The organism is Streptomyces xiamenensis (assembly GCF_000993785.3).
In the GTDB taxonomy this organism is placed as follows: domain Bacteria; phylum Actinomycetota; class Actinomycetes; order Streptomycetales; family Streptomycetaceae; genus Streptomyces; species Streptomyces xiamenensis.
The window spans coordinates 1,538,954-1,563,704 of sequence record NZ_CP009922.3 but is presented as its reverse complement, the minus strand read 5'-3'; the positions used below and the strand labels follow the sequence as shown (position 1 = coordinate 1,563,704).

General features: G+C 72.7%; 19 protein-coding genes. 6 read left to right on the top strand and 13 right to left on the bottom strand.

What is annotated here, in order from left to right; genetic code table 11:
• Positions 1 to 19: 19 nt before the first annotated feature.
• The 3 genes from SXIM_RS07150 to SXIM_RS07140 are packed head-to-tail and all read right to left on the bottom strand — an operon-like array spanning position 20 to position 3,993.
• The gene (locus SXIM_RS07150) at positions 20 to 526 is read right to left on the bottom strand and encodes a tetratricopeptide repeat protein (protein ID WP_046723308.1); all 507 of its coding nucleotides are present in this window, start codon (positions 524 to 526) and stop codon (positions 20 to 22) included.
• A gap of 34 nt (positions 527 to 560) precedes the next feature.
• Positions 561 to 2,528: an amylo-alpha-1,6-glucosidase gene (locus SXIM_RS07145; RefSeq protein WP_046723306.1), complete on the bottom strand. Its 1,968-nt coding sequence runs from the start codon at positions 2,526 to 2,528 to the stop codon at positions 561 to 563.
• Positions 2,491 to 3,993, bottom strand: a complete 1,503-nt coding sequence (locus SXIM_RS07140) for an MGH1-like glycoside hydrolase domain-containing protein (RefSeq protein WP_030725920.1) — start codon at positions 3,991 to 3,993, stop codon at positions 2,491 to 2,493. The genes SXIM_RS07145 and SXIM_RS07140 overlap by 38 nt, the downstream gene beginning before the upstream one ends.
• Positions 3,994 to 4,146: 153 nt before the next feature.
• Here SXIM_RS07140 and SXIM_RS07135 point away from each other — a divergent pair, with 153 nt between their 5' ends.
• Entirely contained in the window at positions 4,147 to 5,508 is a 1,362-nt protein-coding gene (locus tag SXIM_RS07135; RefSeq protein WP_234306724.1) for an ROK family transcriptional regulator, read from the top strand.
• Positions 5,509 to 5,774: 266 nt separating this feature from the next.
• Entirely contained in the window at positions 5,775 to 8,480 is a 2,706-nt protein-coding gene (ppdK, locus tag SXIM_RS07130; RefSeq protein WP_246156960.1) for a pyruvate, phosphate dikinase, read from the top strand.
• 250 nt (positions 8,481 to 8,730) lie between these two features.
• On the opposite strand, the gene SXIM_RS07125 is transcribed toward ppdK, so the two are convergent.
• Positions 8,731 to 9,132, bottom strand: a complete 402-nt coding sequence (locus SXIM_RS07125; RefSeq protein ID WP_046723304.1) for a hypothetical protein — start codon at positions 9,130 to 9,132, stop codon at positions 8,731 to 8,733.
• Positions 9,133 to 9,455: 323 nt separating this feature from the next.
• Here SXIM_RS07125 and SXIM_RS07120 point away from each other — a divergent pair, with 323 nt between their 5' ends.
• Entirely contained in the window at positions 9,456 to 10,439 is a 984-nt protein-coding gene (locus SXIM_RS07120) for an ArsR/SmtB family transcription factor (RefSeq protein ID WP_030725927.1), read from the top strand.
• Here the strand turns inward: SXIM_RS07120 and SXIM_RS07115 are convergent.
• Positions 10,412 to 11,101 (bottom strand): response regulator, encoded by a 690-nt coding sequence (locus SXIM_RS07115; RefSeq protein ID WP_030725929.1) that lies wholly within the window; start codon positions 11,099 to 11,101, stop codon positions 10,412 to 10,414. The genes SXIM_RS07120 and SXIM_RS07115 overlap by 28 nt on opposite strands.
• Positions 11,098 to 12,705: an ATP-binding protein gene (locus SXIM_RS07110; protein ID WP_030725932.1), complete on the bottom strand. Its 1,608-nt coding sequence runs from the start codon at positions 12,703 to 12,705 to the stop codon at positions 11,098 to 11,100. The genes SXIM_RS07115 and SXIM_RS07110 overlap by 4 nt, the downstream gene beginning before the upstream one ends.
• Before the next feature lie 82 nt (positions 12,706 to 12,787).
• On the opposite strand from SXIM_RS07110, the gene SXIM_RS07105 reads away from it, so the two are divergent.
• Positions 12,788 to 13,807: a Bug family tripartite tricarboxylate transporter substrate binding protein gene (locus SXIM_RS07105; protein WP_030725935.1), complete on the top strand. Its 1,020-nt coding sequence runs from the start codon at positions 12,788 to 12,790 to the stop codon at positions 13,805 to 13,807.
• Positions 13,808 to 13,852: 45 nt separating this feature from the next.
• Here SXIM_RS07105 and SXIM_RS07100 read toward each other — a convergent pair whose 3' ends face one another.
• The 6 genes from SXIM_RS07100 to SXIM_RS07075 all read right to left on the bottom strand — a co-directional run bounded on the left by SXIM_RS07100 (position 13,853) and on the right by SXIM_RS07075 (position 21,744).
• Positions 13,853 to 14,797 (bottom strand): oxidoreductase, encoded by a 945-nt coding sequence (locus SXIM_RS07100; RefSeq protein WP_046723302.1) that lies wholly within the window; start codon positions 14,795 to 14,797, stop codon positions 13,853 to 13,855.
• Between the two features lie 42 nt (positions 14,798 to 14,839).
• Complete coding sequence (locus tag SXIM_RS07095; protein ID WP_030725938.1) at positions 14,840 to 17,116, bottom strand: beta-xylosidase/alpha-l-arabinosidase; 2,277 nt, start codon at positions 17,114 to 17,116, stop codon at positions 14,840 to 14,842.
• Between the two features lie 43 nt (positions 17,117 to 17,159).
• Entirely contained in the window at positions 17,160 to 18,023 is an 864-nt protein-coding gene (locus SXIM_RS07090; protein ID WP_030725941.1) for a carbohydrate ABC transporter permease, read from the bottom strand.
• Positions 18,020 to 18,916, bottom strand: a complete 897-nt coding sequence (locus SXIM_RS07085) for a carbohydrate ABC transporter permease (RefSeq protein ID WP_030725945.1) — start codon at positions 18,914 to 18,916, stop codon at positions 18,020 to 18,022. The genes SXIM_RS07090 and SXIM_RS07085 overlap by 4 nt, the downstream gene beginning before the upstream one ends.
• Before the next feature lie 13 nt (positions 18,917 to 18,929).
• Entirely contained in the window at positions 18,930 to 20,225 is a 1,296-nt protein-coding gene (locus SXIM_RS07080) for an extracellular solute-binding protein (protein ID WP_030725948.1), read from the bottom strand.
• 463 nt (positions 20,226 to 20,688) lie between these two features.
• Positions 20,689 to 21,744, bottom strand: coding sequence for a LacI family DNA-binding transcriptional regulator (locus SXIM_RS07075; protein ID WP_046723297.1), 1,056 nt, complete (start codon positions 21,742 to 21,744; stop codon positions 20,689 to 20,691).
• Positions 21,745 to 21,892: 148 nt separating this feature from the next.
• Between SXIM_RS07075 and SXIM_RS07070 the strand changes: the two genes are divergently transcribed.
• Positions 21,893 to 23,302: a glycoside hydrolase family 10 protein gene (locus SXIM_RS07070; RefSeq protein ID WP_234306725.1), complete on the top strand. Its 1,410-nt coding sequence runs from the start codon at positions 21,893 to 21,895 to the stop codon at positions 23,300 to 23,302.
• A gap of 75 nt (positions 23,303 to 23,377) precedes the next feature.
• Here the strand turns inward: SXIM_RS07070 and SXIM_RS07065 are convergent, their stop codons facing one another.
• The gene (locus SXIM_RS07065) at positions 23,378 to 24,085 is read right to left on the bottom strand and encodes a TetR/AcrR family transcriptional regulator (protein WP_030725957.1); all 708 of its coding nucleotides are present in this window, start codon (positions 24,083 to 24,085) and stop codon (positions 23,378 to 23,380) included.
• 111 nt (positions 24,086 to 24,196) lie between these two features.
• Between SXIM_RS07065 and SXIM_RS07060 the strand changes: the two genes are divergently transcribed.
• The gene (locus tag SXIM_RS07060; RefSeq protein WP_030725960.1) at positions 24,197 to 24,679 is read left to right on the top strand and encodes a nitroreductase family deazaflavin-dependent oxidoreductase; all 483 of its coding nucleotides are present in this window, start codon (positions 24,197 to 24,199) and stop codon (positions 24,677 to 24,679) included.
• Positions 24,680 to 24,751: the final 72 nt, after the last annotated feature.

Here is a 24,751-nt window from a genome sequence, read left to right as displayed (position 1 = left end):
ACTCGACATGCCGGTCAGGCTAGCAGCCTTCCCTCTCCAGGTCGTCCAGATATCCGCTCACCGAGGCGCGGTAGCGGCGCAGATGCGGGGTGAGGGTGCGCAGCGCCAGCAGCGCCGCCTCCCGGTCCCGGCCCAGGTCGAGCAGGGCGAGCGCGGCGAACGTGTTGATCTCGTCCGTCAGCACCCCGTGCCCCGCCGCGCGTTCGGCGGCCAGCAGTGCCGCGCCCTCCTCGGCCCGGCCCAGATTGCGCAGCGTGCTGGCGTACTGGACGGCCGCCTGCACGCGCAGTTCCCCGGTGAGGCCCGCGGCGAAGGCCTCCTCGTAGAGTCCGGCCGCCGCTTCCTCGCTGTCGGTGGCGTCGTGGGCGGAGGCCAGCTCGAACAGGGCGCGGGCCTCGCCGGGCCGCTCGGCCGCCAGCGCGGCCATCCGTGCGCGGAAGGCGGCCGGTTCGAGGTCCTCGCAGGCGTCCCACAGGGCCGCCAGCCGCTCGTCCCAGCCGCCCTCGTGCGTGTCGTCGGTGCTCATGGAGCCCGACCCTCCCACGGCGCGGACCCGGCCGTCACCCGGTTTGTGCGGCCGCGGCCGGCTCGCGTACGGCCGGCGTCGCCGCGCCGACCGCCGTGCGCAGCGCCAGGGGTGCCGCCGCCGACCAGGCCTGCGGCGAGCAGGCGTGCGGGTAGGGCACCGGGCCGAGCCGGTCCTCGCGGTCGTACCCGGCGATCACCTCGGCCAGCCGCCACCCGCTGCGCGCCGCCACGTCCACGATCGCGCCGGCCACCGTACGGGCCTGCTCGTGCAGCCCGTACCGGGCCAGGCCGAGCGCGGCGATGGCGTTGTCGTGCGGCCACACGCCGCCGCGGTGGTAGGACAGCGGGTGGTACGCGCCCTGGCCGGCGGCCACGGTGCGGATGCCCCAGCCGGAGAAGAAGTCGGGGGACAGCAGCCGGCGGGCGACGGCCTCGGCCCGGTCCTGGTCCAGGATGCCGGACCACAGCAGATGGCCCGCGTCCGAGCCCAGGGCGTCCGCGCGGCGGCCGATGCCGTCCAGCGCGAGGGCGGGGAAGCGGTCGGCCGGCAGCCAGAAGTCGTTGAGAAAACGGTTCCTCAGTTGGTCGGCCCGCTCCTGGAGCCCGTCCGCGTAGCCTGCGTCGCCCCACACCGTACGGGCCAGGCCCGCGGTACGGGTCAGCGCGTCGAACGCGTATCCCTGTGCGGTGGCCGCGCTGATCACGCCCTTGGCCGGGGAACCGTCCGTGAAGCAGATCGCGCGGGCCGAATCCTTCCAGCTCTGGTTGGCGAGCCCGCCCTCGTCGGCCCGGTAGCGCAGGTAGCCGTGCTCCTCCAGGCCGCCGTCCGTCAGCATCCAGCGCACCGCGGCACGGGCGTGCGGCTCCAGGCGGCGGGCCAGCTCCGGACCGTGTGCGACGGCGTACGCGTCGAGCAGCACCAAGAAGAGCGGGGTGCTGTCGACCGAGCCGTAGTAGCGGTCGTAGGGCACCTGCCGGAAGTGGGCCAGCTCCCCGTGGCGCACCTCGTGGACGATCTTGCCCGGCTGCGCGATGCGCGCCGGGTCGGCCTCGCGGGCCTGGGCGGCGGCGAGCGCCAGCAGCGTGCCCCGGGCCAGCTCCGGGCGGTCGCGGAGGGCGAAGAGGGAGGTGATCAGGGCGTGCCGCCCCAGCAGGGTCAGGAACCACGGCACCCCGGCGGCCGGTACGTGAACCGTTTCGCCCTCCGGTCCGGTGGCGGCCATCCGCAGCCCGTCGAGGTCGGCGAGCCCGCGCTCGCAGGCCCGGTCCAGCTCCGGCCAGCCGGACGGGGCCACGCCGCGCGGTGCGCCGTCCTCCGGCGCCGCCGGCTGCGGGACGACGGCGGCGGGCACCGGCTCCGGCGCCACGTGCGGATGGGCGGTGACCCGCAGCAGCAGCTCCGCGGTGCCGTGCGGCGGGAGCCGCAGCACCCAGCACAGCCGGCGCGCGCCGCTGCCGGTCTCCTCGACGGCGTCGGGGGCCGGTTCGGTGGTGACCACCGTGCGGGCCTCCCAGTCGCGCCGCCGGTAGCCGAACTCGACGCCGTCCGGCAACGCCTGACGGGTACGCACCGCGTGCGGCTTCTCGTACCAGCGGTGATCGGAGCGCAGCTCGAACTGGTCGGCGAAGTCGGCGTCCACGGTGAGCGCGAGTAAGACGGTGGATTCCTCGCCCCGGTTGCTGCGCAGCCGCAGCCGCTCGGTCAGCGCGGCGGTGGAGACGGTCTGCTGCCGGAAGACGGTGTGGGCCGGCGCCTCCGCCCGGCTGCCCGGGCGGGTGACCACGGTGGTGGCGGTGGCGGTCAGGTCGTCGGAGGCGGGGACCAGGACGGTCGGGGTGCTGCCGTCGATCGTCAGCTGCCAGCGGCTGAGGTGCCGGGCGTCCCGCGCGAACAGGCCGTCCGGCCAGGCACCGCGTTCGCCGGTGATGTCCCCCGAGGGGCCCACCGCCGCGAAGGTCCCGTCATGGACGAGCTGTTTGTGGTGCGTGGTGGTGGTCACGAAGCCCCCCTGCGGCCTGTGGCTCGGAATGCTCGGTTGATGTGGTGGTGGCAGTGCTGGTGGAGCTGATGGAGCCGGTCGTGCCGGTGGCGCCGGTGGCCAGGCTGTCGGTGGCGCCCTGGGCCAGCAGATCGATGGTGAGCGCGGCCGTCCAGCCGAAGTCGCGGCTGCCGCGGGCCGCGCCCGTGTACGGGTCCACGTACTCGGTGAAGTCCGACGCGACGGCGGCCCGCAGCATGGCGGCGCGCAGCGCGGCGGCGCGGCGTGGCTGCCCGTACCTGCGCAGCCCGCGTTCCAGCAGCCAGTTGACGTTGAACCAGGCCGGGCCGCGCCAGTAGCGGCTGGCGTCGAAGGCGGCGCCGGTCAGCGCGTAGCTGGGCGCCATGGCGGTGATGTCGCCGAGGCCGAAGTGCGGCCCGGTGAGCGTGTCGATCAGCGCCCGGGCGACCGGGGCGGGCAGCCCCGGCACGATCAGCGGGATCAGCCCGGCCGCGCTGCGTTCGCGCACCCGTGACCCGGCGCGTACGTCGAAGCTGAAGAACTGCCCGGCGTCCTCGTCCCACAGCCGCTCGCGCAGCGCCGCGGTGCACTCCTCGGCGCGCACCAGGTGGGCGGAGGAGTCCTCGCCGATCTCCATCGCGATCTCGGCGAGCGCGTGCTCGGAGGCGATGAGCAGGGCGTTGAAGGCCGGGTCCTCGACGGCGAAGGGGTGCGGGGCGAGATCGTCGCGGTACCCGTGGTCGCGGTAGTCGAGGGCGAGCCGTACGTACTTGCGGTAGTCGAGATCCGTCGGCCGGTCGCAGGGCGCGCCGTGGGCGAGGTCGGCGCGGGTGAAGGAGCCGGGGGCGGCGGGTGGGACGGCGGCCAGCGGCTGGTCCCAGCTGGGGCTGTTGTCCATGCCGGATTCCCACGGATGGACGATCGAGGCCAGGCCGTGCCCGCCGAGGTCGCGGCGCTCGGTGAGGTAGCGCTGCCAGGCGGCCAGCTTGGGGTAGACGCGCACGAGGAAGCCGCGCCGCTGCGAGGTGTCGGGGTCGGCCTGGTGCACCAGCCAGGCGGCGAGCGCGTGGATGGGCGGCTGGACGATGCCGGAGGTCTCGGGGGCGGTCGGGGCGCCGGCTCCCGCGCCGCGCCCCGCGGTGGTGCTGCGCCAGAAGTCCGGGCTGGGGAAGTAGGCGGCGAGGGGCACCTCGGGGTGGAACACGATGTGCGGGATGCGGCCGTCCCCCCACTGGGCGGCGAGCAGGGTTTCCAGCTCTTGCTGGGCGCGCAGCGGGGACAGGTGCCGCTGGCCGATGGCGATGAAGCCGGAGTCCCAGCTCCACTGGTGCGGGTAGAGGCTGTGCGAGGGGATGGTGGAGGAGCCGGTCCAGTTGTCGAGGAGTACGTGGCAGGCACCGTCGTAGGCGCTGATCGCGTCGGGGGTGAGGGGGTGGAGGGTGCTGGTCTGTTCGGCTCGTTCCACGTGAACTCCGGAAGCAGGTTCGGGGCCACCGTTTTTGTCGATGACACCGTAGAGTTACGTCTACTTAACACGCAAAAGTAGCGCTGTAATATCTCCATCACAAGATGAAGTGGCGAACGTCATCAGATCGCGACCGGAGATGGACCGGTGCCCATGAACCAGCCCAAGCCCATGAACCAGGCGAGCGCCGGGCATCTGCTCCGGTTGATCCGCCGGGGGCAGGCGGGCACCCGGGGAGAACTGCAGCGGGTGACGGGACTGTCACGGTCCACCGTCTCCGCCCGCCTCGATCAGCTGTTCCGGGCCGGCTGGGTGCGCGAGCACGCCGGTGATCCGGTGGCGGATCCGACCGGCGGGCGCCCGGCGGTCCGACTGGAGTTCGACGGGTCGCACGCGGTGGTCCTGGTTGCCGACCTGGAGACGCGGAACGCCCGCGTGGCCGTGCTGGACCTGAGCGGCGAGGTGCTCGCCGAGCACGCGGGGCGGCTGCTGATCGACGACGGGCCCGCGGTGGTCCTCGACCGGCTCGGGGCCTGGTTCGCGGAGCTGCTGACGAAGGCCGGCACTGGCATGGAGAAGGTCTGCGGGGTCGGGCTCTCGGTGCCCGGGCCGGTGGACTTCGCCTCGGGGGAGATCGTCCAGCCGCCGATGATGCCCGGGTGGGACGGCTTCCCGGTGCGCGAGGCCCTGCGCGCGGCCCTGCTGCGCCACACGGGTGGCGGTGCGGCCGAGGGCGAGGACGGGCTGCCCGTCCTGATAGAGAACGACGCCAATGTGATGGCGTACGCCGAGCAGCGCCTGGGGTTCCCGGACTGCTCGGCGTTTCTGCTGGTCAAGGTGTCCACCGGGATCGGCGCCGGGGTGGTGGTCGACGGTGAGATGTACCGGGGCATCGACGGCGGTGCCGGGGACATCGGGCACATCCGGCTGAGCGGGTTCCCGGACGCGCTGTGCCGGTGCGGTTCGTACGGCTGTCTGGCGGCGGTGGCCAGTGGCCGGGCGCTGGCGGAGCAGCTCACGGCGGCCGGGGTACCGACGGCCTCGGGGTCCGGGGTGCGCGACCAACTGGCGATCGGGCAGCCGGACGCGGTGCGGCTGGCGCGGGCGGCCGGGCGGCAGGTCGGGGAGGTGCTGGCCACCGTCGTGACGCTGCTGAATCCCGGGGTGCTGGTGATCGCCGGGGATCTGGCGGGGCCGCCGTTCCTGACCGGGGTGCGGGAGCTGCTGTACCAGCGGGCGATGCCGCGGACCACGGCGGAACTCCAGGTGGTGACGGGCCGGCTGGGGGACCACGCGGGTCTGGCGGGCGCGGGCGCGATGGTGGTGGAGCATCTGTACGCGCCGGACCGTGCGGACGCGCGGCTGGCGGCCCGGGCGGAGGTGCGGGGCGCGCCGGCCGCACCGGGGGCACCGGCCGCGCCGGAGGCGCCGGACGTACGGGAGTCGCCGCATGCGGAGGGCCTGCCGGCCGTGCCGTCGGGACCTGCCGCGCCGCCGTTCGTTCCGGGTCGCTGACCGGTCGTTGACGGAACGCCCGGCCGGTCACGGCGGCGCGTTCCTCTGCTCCTCTTTACCTAATCTTTCCCCTTCTCTCCGGGGTTCTTTGCGCTGCTTGCAGGCATATATCCAGCTTTTGTGCGCGCGGAGTTCCCCACTTATGATGGAAGTAACGCTCAGATGAGCGTTCGCCGGGGTACTCTCCCGCTGTCAGGGCAGACAGCACCACCCCCCGGATCCCGTCCGGGGGTCCCTCAGAGGAGTCGAGTCTCGTGACGCAGACCGTGGAACCACCCTCCATATCTCCACCGTCCGTCCCTCCCACGCAGCCGGCGAAGCTGGTCTACGACTTCGCCGAAGGCAACAAGGACCTGAAGGATCTGCTCGGTGGCAAGGGCGCCAACCTGGCCGAGATGACCCGGCTGGGGCTCCCCGTCCCGCCCGGCTTCACCATCACCACCGAGGCGTGCCGCGCCTACCTGGCGAACGGCACGGAACCGGCCGGCCTGCGCGACGAGGTGCGTGCGCACCTCGACGCGCTGGAGCGGCGGATGGGCAAGCGGCTCGGGCAAGGGGCGGATCCGCTGCTGGTGTCGGTGCGCTCGGGGGCCAAGTTCTCGATGCCCGGGATGATGGACACCGTCCTCAACATCGGACTGTCGGACGCCTCGGTGGACGCGCTGGCGGCCCAGGCCGGGGATGAACGTTTCGCCTGGGACTCCTACCGGCGGCTCATCCAGATGTTCGGCAAGACGGTGCTCGGCATCGACGGCGAACTCTTCGAATCGGCGCTGGAGGACGCCCGCCGGGCGGCGGACGCCGCCACGGACGTCGACCTGGGGGCGGGCGAACTCCGCTCTCTGGTGGACACGTTCAAGTCCATCGTGCGGGAGCGGACCGGCCGGGACTTCCCGCAGGATCCGCGCACCCAGATGGACCTCGCCGTGCGCGCCGTCTTCGCCTCCTGGAACGGCGACCGGGCCCGCCTCTACCGCCGCCAGGAACGCATCCCGCACGACCTGGGCACCGCCGTCACCATCTGCGCGATGGTCTTCGGCAACCTCGGCCCCGACTCCGGCACCGGCGTCGCCTTCACCCGTGACCCGGCCACCGGACACCAGGGCGTGTACGGCGACTACCTCCCCAACGCCCAGGGCGAGGACGTGGTGGCGGGCATCCGCAACACCGTGCCGCTCGCCGACCTCGAACGCCTGGACGCCGCCTCGTACACCGGGCTGCTGCACATCATGGAGGTGCTGGAGAACCACTACCTCGACCTGTGCGACATCGAGTTCACCATCGAGCGCGGCACCCTGTGGATGCTCCAGACCCGGGTCGGCAAGCGGACCGCGGCGGCGGCCTTCCGGATCGCCACCCAACTGCTGGACCAGGGCCTGATCGACGAGCGCGAGGCACTGCGCCGGGTGACCGGGAACCAGCTGGCCCAGCTGATGTTCCCCCGTTTCGATGTCTCGGCGGCGGAGACCGACGTGCTGGGCAAGGGCATCGCCGCCTCCCCCGGCGCGGCGGTCGGCGCGGCCGTCTTCGACTCCGCGACGGCGGTGGAACGGGCGGCGCGCGGCGAGGCCGTCATCCTGGTGCGCCGCGAGACCAACCCCGATGACCTGGACGGGATGCTGGCCGCGGCGGGCATCCTGACCTCGCGGGGCGGCAAGACCTCGCACGCGGCGGTGGTCGCCCGGGGCATGGGCAAGACCTGCGTCTGCGGCGCCGAAGGGCTCGACGTCGACACCGGGCGGCGCCGCTTCACCACGGCGGACGGCAGGGTGATCGAGGAGGGCGAAATCCTCTCGATCGACGGCACCAGTGGCACCGTGCACCGCGGCCGGGTCCCGGTCGTACCGTCCGCCGTCGTCGACTACTTCGAGCACGGCACGGGCGCGGACGACGACGACCTGGTCCGCTCGGTGGACCGGATCATGCGGTACGCCGACCGCGTACGGCGCCTGGGTGTGCGCGCCAACGCCGACACCACCCAGGACGCGGCCCGCGCCCGGCGGTTCGGCGCGCAGGGCATCGGGCTGTGCCGTACCGAGCACATGTTCCTGGGCGAGCGCCGGGACATGGTGGAACGGCTCATCCTGGCCACCTCGGACGCGGACCGGGAAGCGGCGCTGGCGGCGCTGCTGCCGTTGCAGCGGGGCGACTTCACCGAGCTCTTCGAGGCGATGGACGGCCTGCCGGTGACCGTCCGGCTGCTGGACCCGCCACTGCACGAGTTCCTCCCCGACCTCACCGAGCTCTCGGTACGGGTGGCCACCGGGGACGACCCGCACGACCGGGCGCTGCTGCCGGCCGTGCAGCGGCTGCACGAGCAGAACCCCATGCTGGGGCTGCGCGGCGTCCGGCTGGGGCTCGTCGTACCCGGCCTGTTCACCATGCAGGTACGTGCCATCGCCGAGGCCGCGTCCGACCGCCGGGCGGCCGGCGGGGACCCGCACGCGGAGATCATGATCCCGCTGGTGGGCACGGTCCAGGAACTGGAGATCGTGCGGGACGAGGCCGAACGCGAGATCGCCCGGGTGGAGAAGGCCCGCGGGACGGAACTGTCCCTGTCGCTTGGCACGATGATCGAGCTGCCCCGGGCGGCACTGACGGCGGGTCAGATCGCCGGGTCCGCCGACTTCTTCTCCTTCGGCACCAACGATCTGACCCAGACCGTATGGGGCTTCTCCCGGGACGACGTGGAGGCGAGCTTCTTCTCCGCCTACCTGGAGAAGGGGATCTTCGGCGTCTCGCCGTTCGAGACGATCGACCGGGACGGCGTCGGCGCCCTCGTGCGCACCGCGGCCCGCGCCGGCCGGGCCGCCCGCCCGGACCTGAAGCTTGGCGTGTGCGGCGAACACGGCGGCGACCCCGAGTCGGTGCACTTCTTCGACGAGGTGGGCCTGGACTACGTGTCCTGCTCGCCCTTCCGCATCCCCGTGGCCCGCCTGGAAGCAGGCCGGGCGGCGACGGCGCGCGCCTAGCGACGCCGGAGCCACCGGGACGTCCGCCACCCCGACCCTCACCCGGCGGAAGGTCCCGGCCCCTCACGGGGACCCCGGGGGCGGCGCCTGTGCGGAGGCGCCGCCCCCCTTTGCCGTGTTCCCGGGCCTGTTCACCGGCGTCGTGCGTCGTCCACCGGCGACGGGCACCGGGGCGGGCGTCCGCGGTGGGCACACGGCCCGGGGCGGTTCACCCGCGAGGCGCTCCGGGGAAACGCCGCCCCCCGTACGCCTACTCGACCGGCGGGCAGGTGCCGGTTTCCTCGCCGATGGTGTTGATCTCGGCGTTGGAGCGGGGGTCCTCCGCGTAGTTGATCTGGTCGGTGCAGCTGAGGCCGGGCTCCTTGGGGGTGCCGTCCCCGGCGTCGTCCCCGGCCTCGGCGCCTTCGGTTCCCTCGGGCTCGGGGCAGGTGCCGGTCTCCTCGCCGATGGTGTTGATCTCGGCGTTGGAACGCGAGTCCCCCGCGTAGTCGAACTGGTCCGTACAGCTCTGCGCGGGATCCTTGGGGGCGTCCACCGAGGAGTCGGCCCCGGACGAGGAGGCGCCCTCGGTGTCATCACTGTCGCAGGCCGTCAGCGCCAGACAGGCCGCCACCGCGGCGATGGCCAACACCGAGATCTTCCGAACGCGCATTGCTCTTGTCCTCTGGGGGTGGGGGTCCCCGCTCGTGCGAGCGGGGCTGCTGTCTCTGCGGACATCAACCCGGCTGCCCCGGTTGCACCACACCATGCCCCAGGACACGTTCGTGACACACCCACGTGAATGAGCCCGGCGCGGTCGGGGGTCGCCGCCGAGGAAAGCGGCTTGGTCAGCAGCGGAGGCCGCTCAAGGCCGTTCGCTGATCCCCCCGTCCCCCGAGGCGCCGAGCACCCCTACCTTCGTGGACGGAGCACCGGTGCGGCCAATCATTTCGGCGTACGCTGAAAAACCAAGGTCACACGCCTGGGAGGTGCTCGTTGCTGCGCATCCATGTCACGGGGGAGGACCTGGCCCGGATACGCCTGGCGGACCGGCCGGATCCGATGTGGGAGACCGTCCTCAGCTCGCTCCGTTTCCGGGACCGGCGCGGACCGGCCTCGTACGGACGGTGGCGAGGGCAGGTGCGGGGGCGCTTACGGGCACTGCCGCACACCCTGCGGGCACTCATCCCGCTCGGCGGTTACTTCCCGGACTTCCTGACCCCGGTCACCGCCGGTGCCGACTGGGAGGAGCGGGTCGACCGGCTGCGCTCCACGCCCCGGCGGCAGTTGCGGGCCGAGATGCTCACGCTCGACGCCGAGTCCGCCGTCGCGCTGCCCGGCTGGGTACGGGAACTGGCCGACGGAGAGCGGGAGACGCTCGACAAGGTCGCCGGTGACCTCGACCGCTACTACCGGTCCGCCGTCGCCCCGCCCGGTATCTGGTCCGCCGTCCAGACCCAGGTGGACGCCGACCGCGCGCTGCGGATCCGGCATCTGACCTCCGGCGGCATCGAAGGGCTGCTGCACGGGCTGCGTCCCGTGCTGCGCTGGGAGTCACCCGTCCTGGAGGCGGACTACCCCGTCCCGCGCGAACTGCGTCTCGACGGGCGCGGGTTGCTGCTCATCCCGTCCTTCTTCTGCTGGCGCCACCCGGTGACGTTCTACGACGACGGCCCCAATCCGGTGCTGGTGTACCCGATCCAGCACACCGTGTCGACCCTGCCCGGCAGCGCCGCGCTGGGGCGGCTGATCGGCGCCACCCGCGCCCGGGTGCTGCGCTGCGTCGGGCACGGCGCCACGACCGGCGATCTCGCCCGGCGCGCCGGGATATCCGCCGCCTCCGCCAGTGAGCACGCCGGCGTCCTGCGCGAGGCGGGGCTGGTGTTGTCGGTGCGGCGCGGCAACGAGGTGCTGCACACCCTCACTCCGCTCGGCACCGAACTGCTGCCCACTCACGCGCTGGGCGCCGACCAGTGGTAGCGCCGTTCGGGGCGGCCGGTCGCCCCGTACCGCAGCCGCACCCCCACCTGCCGGGTGGAGACGAAGTATTCGAGGTAGCGGCGCGCGCTCACCCGTGACAGACCGCTGCGGACGGCGCACTCGGCCGCCGACAGGTCCTGCGCCGGGTCCAGCGCGGCGAGGGTGCCCCGGATGAGCTCGGCCGTCTGTTCGGAGAGCCCCTTGGGCAGCCGGGGCGGGGTACGGGAGGCTCCGGCGCCGAACACCCGGTCCACGTCGTCCTGTCCGGGCACGGCGATGGCCGCCAGCTCCTGTGCCCGCCGCGCGTAGTCCCGCAGCCGCTCGGCCAGCACCGGCGGGTCGAACGGCTTGATGATGTAGTGCACCGCCCCGCCGCGCAGCGCGCCCCGTACCGTCTCGGCCTCCCGGGCCGCGGTGATGACCAGCACGTCCACGTCCGAGTCCTCGTCGGCGCGCAGGTCGCGCAGCACCTCGAGGCCGCTCATGTCGGGCAGGTAGATGTCCAGCAGGACGAGGTCGGGGCGCAGCGCGGCGACCAGCGCGAGCGCCTCGGCGCCGGTACGGGCCTCCCCGACGACCGTGAAGCCGGGAACCCGTTCCACCAGCTTGCTGTGCAGCCGGGCCACCATGAAGTCGTCGTCGACGACCAGCACGTTGATCATGAGGAGGCCGCTCCTTCGCGGTCGGCGTCGCGCGGCAGCCTGGCGGTGAACGCGGCCCCGTCGACGGTGACCGCCCCGCCGCGCCGGGTGCACACCAGGCGGGTGATGGCCAGGCCCAGACCGCGGGTCGCGTCGGCGGCGGTGGCCTTGGTGGTGAAGCCGTGCCGGAAGATCTCCTCGGCGAGTTCGGGTGCCACCCCGGGGCCCGAGTCGGTGACCGTGAGCCTGACCTCCGTTTCCGTCTCGGTGAGGGCGATTTCCACCCAGCCGGCGCGGCCCGCGCCGCGCACCGCGTCCAGGGCGTTGTCCACGAGGTTGCCGACGACCGTGACCAGGTCGGAGGCGAGGGTCTCGGGGACCGGGCCGAGCGCGCTGTCGGCGGTCACCCGCAGGGCGGCGCCCTGCTCGGCGGCGAGCGACGCCTTGGCGATGAGCAGCGCGGCCAGCGACGGGTCGGCGATCTTCGAGATGACCTCGGCGGCCCGCTCGGTGTGCGCCCCGCTCACCCCCCGGACGTAGCGGGCCACTTCCGGGTACTCGCGCAGTTCGACGAGTCCGGCGATGACATGCAGATGGTTGGAGAACTCGTGTGCCTGGGCCCGCAGGGTGTCGGTGGCGCTGCGGGTGGTCTCCAGCTGGTGCTGGAGGGCGGCTATTTCGGTCAGATCGCGCATGGTGGTCACGGACCCGGCGGACTGGCCCCGGGTGATCAGCGGCATCCGGTTGAGGGTCAGCACCCGGTCGGCAGTGAACACTACCTGGTCGTGCCCGGGAGAGCGGCCGGTCAGCACGTCGTGCAGCCGGGGCTCGACACCGAGGTCGGCGAGGGTACGGCCCGGGGCGTCGCCCGGCAGTCGCAGCAGGTCCCGGGCCGCGTCGTTGACGAGGGTGACCCTGCCCTGCCGGTCCAGGCCGAGCACGCCCTCCTTGATGCCGTGCAGCATGGCCTCGCGGTGTTCGGCGAGCGCGGTGATGGCCTCCGGCTCCATGCCCAGGGTCTGCCGCTTGATGCGGCGCGCCAGCAGGTAGGAGCCGAGCGCGCCGAGCGCGCTGGCGATACCGAGATAGGCGAGCATCTGCGGGGCGGCGGCGGCGATGCGCTCGGTCAGGCTCTGGTAGTCGCGGCCGGCCGAGACGATGCCCAGCAGCCGCCCGTCCTCGCCGAAGACGGGCACGTGCGCCACCAGGGAGGTGTGGCCGTCCGCGGTGGTGATGCCGATCCAGGACCGGCCGCCGAGCACCTGCGATCCGCCCAGCGGCAGCTCGGTGCCGATCCGGCGCGGGTCGGCGGCGGTGAGCACGATCCGGTCGGTGCCGGTGATCTCCACCGTGGAGGCGCTGGAGACGCTGCGGGCGTTCTCGGCGGCCGTCTGGAGGATGCCCTCGCGGTGCGGGTCGGAGAGGCCGACCCGCACCGCGTCCTGGGCGGCGACCGTCTCGGCGACGCTCAGCAGCCGGCCGCCCTCCGCCCGCCGGAACTCGGCGTCCGCCTGCGCGACGGTGACCGCCGCGATGACGCCGAGGACCACCACGATCAGCCCCAGCTGCAGGACCAGGAACTGTCCGGCGAGGGTGAGGCGGGGCAGCCGGGCACGTACCGACATCACTGGCTCCGCCTCCCTTCTTCGGACATGCGCTGGTGTTGCATCCTAGGTACCTCAATGGCGACGGGCGGAAGGGCGGGCGGTGAGTACCACGCGAAGGACGCTGCTCGCGGGCGGCGCGGGCACCCTCGGCGGCCTGCTGCTGGGGGCGGTGGGCGCGGCCGGCTGCGCCGCGAGCGGCCCCGTGCCGCACCACGAACTGCGGCTCATGGTGCCCAACATCCCGGGCGGCGGCTACGACTACACCGCCCGCACCCTGGCCGTCACCCTGAGCGACGCCGAACTGGTGGAGGCGGTGGAGGTCTTCAACCTGACGGGCGGCTCGGGCACCGTCGCGCTGACCCGGCTCGTCCACGAGGCGGGCAACCACCGGCTGCTGCTCCAGATGGGCCTGGGCCTGGTGGGCAGCGTCACCACCCACGCCGAACGCAACCCGACCCGGATCGCGGACGCGACGCCGGTGGCGCGGCTGGTGGACGAGGCGGAGGCGGTGATCGTCGCGCCGGACTCGCCGTACCGCACGCTGGCCGCGCTCGTGTCCGCCTGGCGGGACGGCGCCCTGCGGGCGGGCATCGGTTCGCTCCCCGGCGGCCCCGACCACCTGGCGCTCATGCTGACCGCCGAGGCGGCCGGGATCGCACCCGATGACGTGCGGTCGGCCGTGTACGACGGCGGCGGCGGGCTGCTGGCGGCGCTGCTCAGCCACGGTGTGGACTTCATCATGAGCGGGATCAGCGAGTACCGGCACGCGATCGCCGCCGGGGAGCTGCGGGTGCTCGCGGTGACCGGCGAGCGGCCGCTGGCGGGGCTCGACGCGCCCACGCTGCGGGAGAGCGGGTTCGACCTGGCGGTCACCAACTGGCGCGGGCTGCTGGCCCCGCCAGGGCTGAGCGAGCGGGACCTGGCCGGGACGACGGCGGTCCTGGACGCGCTGCACGCCACCCCGCAGTGGCGGCGGGCGCTGCGGGACAACGGGTGGACGGACTCCTACCTGACGGGTGCGGACTTCGGACGGTTCCTGACGGCGGAAAACGCCCGGGTGTCCCGGCTGCTGAACGCCTTCCCGCCGGTGACCGTCGCGGCGGGGGACGCACAGACGTAACCGGTCGCCGTTCGGCGGCGGCGCGGGACCGGGCCCGCGCCGCGCTCAGTCCGCGGACGCGGCCCGCACCGGTGGCAGGGCGTCGTAGTGGACGCCCGTCAGTTCCTCCGAGCGTTCCCACAGGCGCTCGGCCAGCCGGTCGCGGCGGGTCCACGGCGCGCGCCAGCCGGCTCCGGGGCCGCCGCGCAGCCGCCGCACGCCCATCACGCTGGGCCCGGTGAACGAGTCGGCGCTCACATCGGGGGCGGTCGCCGCGTACAGCGTCGGGGTGGCGCCCACCTCCGGGTCGGTGGCGAACAGCCGGTTGCCGATGCGCGCGATGCGCCGGCCCGTGCCGCTGCCCGCCAGCCGCGGCCCCTTGGCGTGCAACGCGGTCTCCGAGTAGCCCGGATGCACGGCGGCGGCCAGCAGATCGGCACCCGACGCCTCGATCCGGCGCGCCAGTTCATGCGTGAACAGCAGATTCGCGGTCTTCGAGCGGCCGTAGGCGCGCCAGCGCCGGTAGTGGCGCTCCTCGCCCAGCACCCCGGGGCCGGTCAGATGCAGCAGGCTGGAGACCGTCACCACCCGCGCGCCCGGTGTCGCCAGCAGCTGATCGAGCAGCAGTCCGGTGAGCGCGAAGTGCCCCAGGTGGTTCACCCCGAACTGCGTCTCGAAGCCGTCCGTGGTCGTCGCGTACGGCACGGCCATCAGCCCCGCGTTGTTGATCAGCACATCCAGCGGCTGATCCGCGAACCCGGCGGCGAACGCCCGTACCGACGACAGATCCCCCAGATCCAGCAGCCGCAGCTCCGCCCGCGCCTCGGGCACCTGCCCCAGCAGCCGTTCCAGCGCCTGTGCGCCGCGCCGCCGGTCCCGGCAGGCGAGCACGACATGCGCGCCGCGCCGCGCCAGCTCACGGGCGGTGACATAGCCCAGCCCGCTGTTGGCGCCGGTCACCACGATGGTGCGGCCCCTGAGATCCGGGATGTCCCGTACCGTCCAGCCCATACCGTCAAGCGTAGGACCGTACGGCGCCGCCGGGCCAGTGTCTCAGCCCGCGATCACCTCCGCGGGGCAGCGCAGCCGCCGGTCGTGTCCGACGACGCGTTCGGGGCCGGTGAGGGTGAGCGGCAGCCGGTGCCGGATGTCGCCGCTGGAGGCGGCGAGCCGCAGTTCGAGGTCGCCGGGATCGGTGACGCGGCGGCCCGGGGCCACGGTGTACGCGGCCAGATCGGCGTGGAAGGCGAACCGCACCCGGGCGCTGGCGCCGGCCGCCAGCTCCACCCGGGCGAAGCCGATCAGCCGGTTGACGGGACGGACGACCGCGGCGACCGGATCGTGCAGATACAGCTGCACCACCTCGGTGCCCGCGAGATCACCCGTATTGGTGACGGTGATCTCGACGTCCGCGCCGCCGCCGGTGTCCGTGGTGCGGGTGGACAGCGACGGCGCGTCCCACGCGAAGGAGGTGTACGACAGCCCGTGCCCGAAGGGGTACAGCGGGGTGGGGTCGATGTTGCTGGCGTCGCCCAGCAGACCGAGCGGCGGGGCGAGGTACGTCCAGGGCTGGCCCCCCGGGAGCGCGGGCACGCCGACCGGCAGCCGCCCCGAGGGGTTGACCCGGCCGGAGAGCACCCCGGCCAGCGCCGGGCCGCCCTCCTCGCCGGGGAAGAACGTCTGCACGATCGCGGCCAGCCGGTCCGCCCAGCGGCCCAGCGCGTACGGCCGCCCCGCGCACAGCACCAGGACCACCGGCGGGCCGTCCTCGGCCGCCAGCAACTCGTCCAGCAACGCGCCCTGCCCGTCGGGCAGTTCCAGATCGGCGGCGTCGCAGCCCTCACCCGAGGTGCCGCGTCCGAACAGCCCCGAGCGGTCGCCGACCGCGACCACGACGACCTCCGCGCCGTCCGTCCCCTCCGTGGTGATCACGGCGTCGGGGAGTTCGGCGCGCAGCGACTCCAGCAGGGTCGGCACCTCAACCCCCAGGGGCAGCTCGGGGTGTTCGACCCCGACATGGCGCGGGAAGCTGTAGCAGCCGAGCATGGCCGCCACCTCGTCCGCGAACGGGCCGGTCACCGCGATCCGGGCGGTCGGCGCCAGCGGCAGCACCCCACGCGGGTTGGCCAGCAGGACGACGGACTCCTCGGCCAGTCGGCGGGCGGCGGCGCGCAGCTGCGGCGGATCGAGATCCACCGTGCCGGAACCGTCGGCCAGAGCGCTCGGTTCGGGGGACCAGCCGGGGTCCAGCAGCCCCAGTTCGGCCTTCTGCGTCAGCACCCGCAGCGCCGCCCGGTCCACCAGGGCCTCGTCGACCTCGCCGGACCGTACGGCCTTCAGCAGCGGCAGGCCGAACGCCCGTACCGCCGGCAGTTCCACGTCCACGCCCGCCGTCAGCGCCAGGGCGCCCGCCTCGGCCGGGGAGCCGGCCACCCCGTGCGTGGTCTCCAGGAAGGTCACGCCGAAGTAGTCGGAGACCACCGTGCCGGTGAAGCCCCACTCCTCGCGCAGCAGCCGGGTCAGCAGCCAGGCGTCGCCGTGGGCCGGTACCCCGTCGAGGTCGACGTACGTCGCCATCACCGAGCGGGCGCCCCCCTCGCGCAGCGCCATCTCGAACGGCGGCAGCACCACATCGGCCAGCTCGCGCGGGCCCATCGACACCGGGGCGTGGTTGCGGGCGCCGCGCGAGGACGCGTACCCGGCGAAGTGCTTGAGGGTGGCGACGACGCCGGCCGACTCCAGGCCCCGCACGTACCCGGTGGCGATGGTGGACACCAGGTACGGGTCCTCGCCGATGGTCTCCTCGGTGCGGCCCCAGCGCGGGTCGCGCACCACGTCCAGCACCGGGGAGAGCCCCTGGTGGATGCCCACCGAGCGCATGGAGTCGCCGATCAGCCGGGCGGTCTCCTCCACCAGTTCGGGGTGGAAGGTGGCGCCCCAGGCCAGCGGGGTGGGCAGCACGGTCGCCTGCCAGGCGGTGAACCCGGTCAGGCACTCCTCGTGCGCGAGCGCCGGAATGCCGTGCCGGTTGGCGGCGACGACCTTGCGCTGGTCGTCCGCCAGCGTGCGGGCGCGGTCGGCCGGATCCACCGGGTTGGTGCCGAAGGGGCGGGTCACCTGGCCCAGGCCGTGCGGCAGCAGGGCGTTCAGGTCCAGCTCGGGCTCGGTCAGCGAGCCCTGGAGCGGGGCCACGTCCTCACCGTCGCCGTCCGAGCCGGGCCAGATGCTGCTCAGCTGGGCCAGCTTCTCCTCCAGGGTCAGCCGGGCCAGGAGGTCGGCGGCGCGTTCGGCGGCCGGACGGGACGGGTCCTGCCACTGCTGGTGCTCCATGAGGGTCAGGGCTCCTTTACGGGGGGAGGGTTGCGCGCGAGGGTCAGCGACCGCCGACGCCCATCAGGCCGTTGATCAACTGGCGGCGGGCGAAAAGATAGGCGGTGAAGATGGGCACGATGGACAGCACCACGGCGGCCAGCAGGGCGGGGATGTCCACCCGGAACTCGCCGATGTAGTCGTACAGTCCGAGCGTGAGCACCCGGTTCTCCCTCGACTGGGTGAGGATCAGCGGGAACATGAACCCGTTCCAGGCGCCGAGTGCGGAGAACACGCCGACGGTGGAGATGCCGCCGCGGGTCATCGGCACCACGAGCTGCCACAGCACCCGGGCCGGGCTCGCGCCGTCCAGCGCCATCGACTCGTACTGCTCCTCCTCGATGTCGCGCATCGACCCGACCAGGATCAGCACGCTCACCGGGAGCGAGAAGGCGGCGGTGGGCAGGATGATCGCCAGCAGCGTGTCGTACAGCTGGAGTTCGGTGATCATCAGATAGACGGGGATGATCACCGCCTGGGAGGGGATCGCCAGGCCCAGCAGGAACAGCTGGAAGATCCGCCGGGAGGTCCGCGAGCGGGTCCTGATGACGCTGTAGGCCACGGTCACCGCCAGCACGATGACCAGGGCCGCGCAGGAGACGGTGACGATCAGGGTGTTGAGGAGATAGCGCGGGAAGTCGCCCTCCAGGACCCGGCGGTAGCTGTCCAGGGTGAACTCGGTGGGCAGCGAGAGCGGGCCGTTCTCCAGGTAGGTGCTCCGGCTCTGCACCGTGGACGCCACCAGGATGTACAGCGGGACGGCCACGATCACCAGCCACAGGACGGCCGCCGCCCCGGCCGGGAGATTGGCGCGGCGCCAGGCCGCCGGCCTGCGGCTGGTGCTCCTCGTGTCGCCGGTGCCGCTCATATCCCCTCCCGGGTGCTGCGCATCTTGCTGAAGCCGGTCAGCCGCACCAGCAGCAGCGAGACGGCGGTGGCAGTGATGACCAGGGCGGTGGCCACGGCGCTCGCGTAGCCGAGGTCGAACGCCTGGAACCCGGTGCGGTACATCAGGAACGGCACGATCGTCGTCGCGTCACCGGGGCCGCCGCGGGTGAGGATCAGGATGGTGTCGAAGTAGGTGAGCGCGCCCACCACCATGAGCACGGTGGAGGTGACGATGGTGTTGCGCAGCTGGGGGACCGTGATGGCGAAGAACTGGCGTACGGTGCCGGCGCCGTCGATGGACGCCGCGTCGTACAGGGACTGCGGGATCTGACGGGCCCCGCCCTGGTAGATGAGCGTGTGCAGCGGGATGAACTGCCAGGCGGTGACGAACAGGACGGCGGCGAACGCGCCGCGCGGGGAGCCCAGCAGGTCGGCCGAGGAGAGATTGAACCACTCGGCGATCTGGGCGTTGAGCCCCAGGTTCGGGTCGAAGATCGTCTTCCAGAGCAGGGCGAGCGCGACGGAGGAAGCCAGCAGCGGCAGGAAGAAGATCGCGGACAGCACGGCGCGGTTGCGCTGCCGGCCGGCCGCCCACACGCCCAGGAGCAGGGCGATCGGGGTCTGGAACAGCCAGGTGAGGAGGGTGAGCAGCAGGCTCAGGCCGATGGCCTGGCGCATGGCGTCGTCGTTCCACAGCCGGGTCCAGTTGTCGGTGCCGCTCCAGGACGGGTCGGACAGGCCGTCCCAGTTGGTGAAGGACAGATAGCCGACGATGACCATGGGCGCGGCGGCGAAGAAGACGAAGAACAGCAGGCCCGGGACCGCCCAGGCGATGCCTGGGCGGCCGGTGCGGCGCGGGGAGAGGGTGGTCACGTGGGGTGCCCGCCTACAGATTCCGCATCGCGGCGACGAACGCGTCGGGACTGATCTGGCCGCCGAACAGCTTCTCGATGTTGTCGTGCAGGGCGGGCGCGTCGCCGGCGGGCAGCGCCTGGTCCCACGAGAGCGTGAAGGACGGGGCCTCGGCGACCATGTCGTACTGGAAGCGGGCGAACTCCGGGTTGGCGTGCGAGTCCAGCAGGCTCTCGGCGCCGGAGGTGGTGGGGATGTCGCCGTTGTCGATGAGGGCCTGGGCGTACTCGTCGCTCGCGGACATCCTCAGGAACTCCAGGGCGGCGTCCAGGCGTTCGCCCTCCACGCTGGAGCTGACCGACCAGTAGTTGGTGGGGTTGCCGACGACGGCGCGCGGGTCGCCGGTACCGTCCGGGACGGTGGGGAAGGTGGCGAAGCCCAGGTCCTCGGCGGCGAACTCGGGCTGCTGGGAGAGCTGGTTGGCGTACTCCCAGCTGCCCATGAGGTGCATGACGCCGCCGCCCTGGGCGAAGAAGGTGGAGGCGCCGTCGGCGGTGTAGTTGACCGAGCGGAAGTTGTTGCCGAAGGTCCCGGCGTCCACCAGTTCCTTGACGGCCTCGGCCATCCACTGCACGGCCGGGTCCTCCCAGCCGGTCGCGTCGCCGTTGCGGATCCGCTCGAAGATCTCGGCACCGCCGCGCCGGTCGAGCAGATACTCCAGCCACATCAGCTCGGTCCACGGGTCGGCGCCGGCGACGACGGCCGGGACGGTGTCGCGGTCGATGAAGACGTCGATGACGTGGAGGAGATCGTCCCAGGTGGCGGGCGGCTCGACGCCGGCCTCGGCGAAGGCGGTCTTGTTGTAGAAGAGGATCACCGGCTGCACGCCGCGCATCGGGATGCCGTAGTAACGGCCGTCCACGGAGCCCGAGTCCAGGATGGAGGGGATGAAGGCGTCCTTGAACTCCGGGTCCTCGTCGAGGATCGGGGTGAGGTCGATCAGCATGTCCTCGGCGACGAAGTCGCTGATGCTGCCGCCGCCCCAGTTGAAGAAGATGTCGGGCGCGTTGGGGCTGCCCATGGCGGTGCGCATCCGGTCCGTGTAGTTGTCACCCGGGATCTGGACCAGATCGAGCTTGATGTCGGAGGTCTCGTTGAACTTCTCGACGAACTCTTCCTGGATGACCGTCGAGCCGTCCTGATAGACCCACACGGACAGGCTGTCGCCGTCGCCGCGGTTGGGCCCACTGCTGCCACAGGCCGCCAGGGCGGTCGCGGCAACGGCGCACGCTGCCGTGGCCGCGAGGGCACGCAGGGTACGTATACGCATCGCACACCTTCCGGAAAATCGCCGAAAATTATCGGACCAGGTGCCGAAGAAAGTTACGGCGACGGGAGGTTGGCGTCAACGGTTTGCACACGCCCGCTTTCCGCGGGTCCGGCCCCGCGGGCGGTACGGCACCGGGCGCGCGAACGTCACGCCCCGGGGCAGGGCCGGTCGCGGCACGGCGGGGGAGTGGCGGGCCCGGTGAACGTCACGGGGCCGCCGGCCGCCCGGCGCTTAGCCGTTGCGGCGTGACCGGGCGCCGGGGCGGGTGTGCACGGCCTGCGGTTCGCCCCGTCGCGTCGGCGTGCCGAGCGCCGTCCGGCCGCCGTTCCCGGACTCCGTCCCGGCGACCGGCCGGCCCAGCGGTGGTGTGGTCGGGCCGTGCGGCCGTCCAGGGCGCCGCGCGGCTCTCCGGCCCTCGGCCGGCACGGTGGTGGCCGGCGGGCACCACCGCACCACACCGTGGCTAGTCCGCCGGGCGCGGGGCGGGTGGGGCCGTGCTGGCGCGGACCACCAGTTCCGTGGCCAGTTCCAGGCGCGGGGCGTCGATGTCGCCGCCCTGTGCCTGGCGCAGCACGGTCCGGGCGGCCATCTTGCCCATCTCGGCGAGCGGTTGCCGCACCGTGGTCAGCGGCGGCGCCGACCAGCGCATCTCGGGGAGGTCGTCGAAGCCCACCACGCTCACGTCCTGCGGGACCCGCAGGCCCTTGCGGCGCAGCGCCTCGATCGCGCCGAGGGCCATCTGGTCACTCGCCGCGAACACCGCCGTCGGCGGCTCGGGCAGGGCCATCAGCGTCTCGCAGCCGGTGAACCCCGACTCGTGGTAGAAGTCGCCGGGGACGATCAGTTCGTCGTTCACCGGCACCCCGGCGTCCTCCAGCGCGGACCGGTAGCCGTCGAGCCTGGCGCGGCTGCACAGCAGGCGCGGCGGGCCGGCGATGAACCCGATACGGCGGTGGCCGAGTTCCAGCAGGTGTCCGGTGGCGGCCATGCCGCCCGCCCAGTTGGTGGCGCCGATCGTCGGGGCGTCCAGGGCGGGGGAGCCGGCCGGGTCGATCACCACCAGGGGCACGCCGAGCCGGTGCAGTTCCTTGTGCAGGACGGGCTCCAGCGCGCTGGTCACCAGGATCACGCCGTCCGAGGCGCGGGCCCGCAGGTTCTTCATCCACTGGCGCGCGGCGCCGGCCCGGTCGTGGATGGCGGAGACCACCGTGCCCACCCCCGACGCGTGGGCGACCTCCTCCACCCCCCGGATGATCTCCACCGCCCAGGGGCTGTCGAGGTCGTTGAAGACCAGGTCGAGCAGCGCCGCCCGGTCGCCGGGGGCCACGGTGCGGCGGCGGTAGCCGTACTGCCGCAGCAGGTCCTCCACCCGGGCCCTGGTGTCTGGCGCCACGTCGGAGCGGCCGTTGACCACCCGGGAGACGGTGGGCACCGAGACACCGGCCTCGCGGGCGATGGCGGTGATGGTGACCTTCCGCCGTCCGTCGCCCTGGTCCTTGTTCCCGCGCTGCACCGCCATGTTCCCCTGCTTTCTGACGACGTCCGACTCCCGCCGGAAGTTTTTCAACATTATTCCGGAAGGGTTGACGTCCGCCATGGTCACCCTTACAACGGTCCCGTCAGCCTGCGGGGGCATGACAAGGAAAGGGACGGCCATGTTTCCCCTGATGCGCAGAGCCGCGGTCGTCATCGCCGCCGGAGTCCTGCTCTCCGGTGCGGCGTTGCACGGCGGCGCACAGGCATCCCAGACGTCGGTGGAAGAATCGCCATCGGCTCAGTTGGCGACCTTACGCGAAGCCGCGTCAACAAGCGGCAAATTCATCGGAACGGCGATCGCCGACCACCGGCTCAGCGACGCCACGTACAACGGGATCGCGGCGCGCGAGTTCAGCAGCGTCACCGCCGAGAACGCCATGAAGTGGGACGCCATCCAGCCGCAGCGCGGCACGTTCAACTGGGCGGCCCCGGACCGGCTCATGCAGTTCGCGCAGGCCAACAGCCAGCAGGTGTACGGGCACACCCTGGTGTGGCACAGCCAGATGCCGGGCTGGCTCCAGAACGGCAACTTCAGCGGCACCGAGATGAACCAGATCATGAACACCCACATCTCCACGGTGATGGGCCGCTACCGCGGCCAGATCAACCGCTGGGACGTGGTGAACGAGGCGTTCAACGAGGACGGTTCGCTGCGCAACTCCAAGTGGTACCAGGTGCTGGGGCGCGACTACATCGCCAACGCGTTCCGCGCGGCGCGGGCGGCCGACCCGAACGCCAAGCTGTTCATCAACGACTACAACACCGACGGCATCAACGCGAAGAGCAACGGCATGTACAACCTGGTGCGTGATCTGCGTGCCCAGGGCGTGCCCATCGACGGGGTCGGTTTCCAGTCGCATCTCATCCTGGACCAGCTGCCCAGCGACTACCAGGCCAACCTGCAGCGGTTCGCGGATCTGGGCGTGGAGGTGGTGGTCACCGAACTGGACATCCGCATGCGGACGCCCTCCGACGCGGCCAAACTGCAGCGGCAGTCCCAGCAGTTCGCGCAGGTGGTGCAGGCGTGCCTGAACGTCTCGCGCTGCTCGGGCGTCACGGTGTGGGGCTTCAGCGACCGTGACTCGTGGGTGCCGGGCACCTTCCCGGGGGAGGGCGCGGCGCTGCCCTACGACGACAACTACCAGCCGAAGCCGGCCTACAACGGGATCCTGACGGCGTTCGGCGGCTCGCCGGGCGGCGGCGATCCGGGGCCCGGGCCGGGCGCGGACTGCACGGCCGCCTACCAGGTGGCCAACCGGTGGAACGCCGGGTCCGTGGTGGAGGTGCGGGTGACCGCCCGGCAGGCGCTGAACGGCTGGACGGCGACGTTCGCTCTCCCGGCGGGCGAGTCGGTGACCAGCTCGTGGAACACCCAGCTCACCCAGTCCGGGACGACGGTGACCGCGCGCAACGTGGCCCACAACGCCACGGTGCCGGCGGGCGGCACGTTCAGCTTCGGCTTCCAGACCAACAGCGGGGCGGTCTACTCGGCCCCGGTGGTGAGCCTGAACGGCACCGCCTGCACGGCGGGAACCGCCTGAGCCTGGCCCTTGCCGCGGGACGGCGCCGGCCGATGACCCCGCGGGGTCATCGGCCGGTGGCCGCCGGGGCGGGGCTCAGGGCTTGTCCGGCCCGGTACCGGGGAGGCCCACGTCCCCGGCCCGCGCGGTCATGGTGCGGGTGAGGAACTCCCCGGGGTCGCGCACCACGTTGTGGAAGTGGCCGAAGAGTTCGAAGCTGATCAGGCCGAAGAGCGTGGTCCACGCGGTGATCAGGGCGGGGGCCGCCTCGGGCGGCATGGTCCGGGTGTACTGGGTGAGTTCCGGGGTGACGACGTCGTGCGGCCGGCTGTTGGCGGGCGGGGCCAGGTCGCCGCGCGCGTGGGTGTCGGCGATGACGGCGATCAGGGTGAGGGCGACCCGGGACGCCGGTCCGACGGTGGACGCGGGGGCGGCGTAGCCGGGGATGGGCGAGCCGTAGATGAGCGCGTACTCGTGCGGGTGGGCGAGCGCCCACTCCCGTACGGCGTGGCAGACGGCCAGCCAGCGCTCCAGCGGGGGGCGGGACGGCGGAGCGGCCGCCAGGGCGCTCTCGGCGGCTTCACCGACCATGTCGTACGCGTCGATGATGAGCGCGGTCAGCAGGTCGTCGCGGCTGGGGAAGTAGCGGTAGAGGGCGGATGAGGCCATGCCCAGCTCGCGGGCGACGGCACGCAGGGAGAGCTTGGCGGCCCCATCGGCGGCCAGCTGCGCCCGGGCCTCGTTCTTGATGGCGGCCGTCACCTCGCGCCGGGCGCGTTCCCTGGCTCCTCTGATCGCTGTCATACGAACATTCTGCCACTGTTTCGAGAGCAGTGCTCTTGCTTGTGTGCGGTGATAGTGCAACTATTGCTCTCAAGTGAGAGCAGTGCTCTCGAAGCGAGAAGGGGAAGTGCCATGAGCGAGCAGCGGCCGGAGCGGACCGTCCACGTGAAGCAGCCCGGGTGGCTCACCAACAAGGTGTTCAACCCCCTGATGGCGTGGCTCACGCGGCGCGGCATCAGCGTCCGTGGCTCCCGCGTGCTGGCCGTGCGCGGCCGCACGAGCGGCGAGTGGCGCCGTACCCCCGTCAACCCGCTCCGGTACGACGGGCAGCTGTATCTGGTGGCCCCGCGCGGCCACGTCCAGTGGACCCGCAACATGCGGGTGGTCGGCGGCGGCGAACTGCGCCTCGGCAAGAAGGTGGAGGTGTTCACCGCCACCGAGGTCGCCGACGACGACAAGCCGGAGCTGCTGCGCGCCTACCTCAAGCGCTGGAAGGCCGAGACCGGCGCCTTCTTCAACGGTGTCGGCCCCGACTCGACCACCGAGGAACTGCGCCGCGCCGCCCCCGACCACCCGGTGTTCGCCGTCACCGTCACCGAGGTCCGCAACGGATGACGGGGCGGTCCACCCCGTTCCCGCCCGGGCTCCGGCCGTCCCGCCTCATCACCGGCTGTCGGGCCAAGGGCT

Coding starts and splice junctions, on each gene's coding strand:
- SXIM_RS07100 (WP_046723302.1), bottom strand. CDS start 14,797: ATGGGCTGGACGGTACGGGACATCCCGGATCTCAGGGGCCGCACCATC.
- SXIM_RS07125 (WP_046723304.1), bottom strand. CDS start 9,132: ATGCGCGTTCGGAAGATCTCGGTGTTGGCCATCGCCGCGGTGGCGGCC.
- SXIM_RS07150 (WP_046723308.1), bottom strand. CDS start 526: ATGAGCACCGACGACACGCACGAGGGCGGCTGGGACGAGCGGCTGGCG.
- SXIM_RS07095 (WP_030725938.1), bottom strand. CDS start 17,116: ATGGAGCACCAGCAGTGGCAGGACCCGTCCCGTCCGGCCGCCGAACGC.
- SXIM_RS07075 (WP_046723297.1), bottom strand. CDS start 21,744: ATGGCGGTGCAGCGCGGGAACAAGGACCAGGGCGACGGACGGCGGAAG.
- SXIM_RS07060 (WP_030725960.1), top strand. CDS start 24,197: ATGAGCGAGCAGCGGCCGGAGCGGACCGTCCACGTGAAGCAGCCCGGG.
- SXIM_RS07070 (WP_234306725.1), top strand. CDS start 21,893: ATGCGCAGAGCCGCGGTCGTCATCGCCGCCGGAGTCCTGCTCTCCGGT.
- SXIM_RS07115 (WP_030725929.1), bottom strand. CDS start 11,101: ATGATCAACGTGCTGGTCGTCGACGACGACTTCATGGTGGCCCGGCTG.
- SXIM_RS07080 (WP_030725948.1), bottom strand. CDS start 20,225: ATGCGTATACGTACCCTGCGTGCCCTCGCGGCCACGGCAGCGTGCGCC.
- SXIM_RS07065 (WP_030725957.1), bottom strand. CDS start 24,085: ATGACAGCGATCAGAGGAGCCAGGGAACGCGCCCGGCGCGAGGTGACG.
- SXIM_RS07110 (WP_030725932.1), bottom strand. CDS start 12,705: ATGTCGGTACGTGCCCGGCTGCCCCGCCTCACCCTCGCCGGACAGTTC.
- SXIM_RS07135 (WP_234306724.1), top strand. CDS start 4,147: ATGAACCAGCCCAAGCCCATGAACCAGGCGAGCGCCGGGCATCTGCTC.
- SXIM_RS07090 (WP_030725941.1), bottom strand. CDS start 18,023: ATGAGCGGCACCGGCGACACGAGGAGCACCAGCCGCAGGCCGGCGGCC.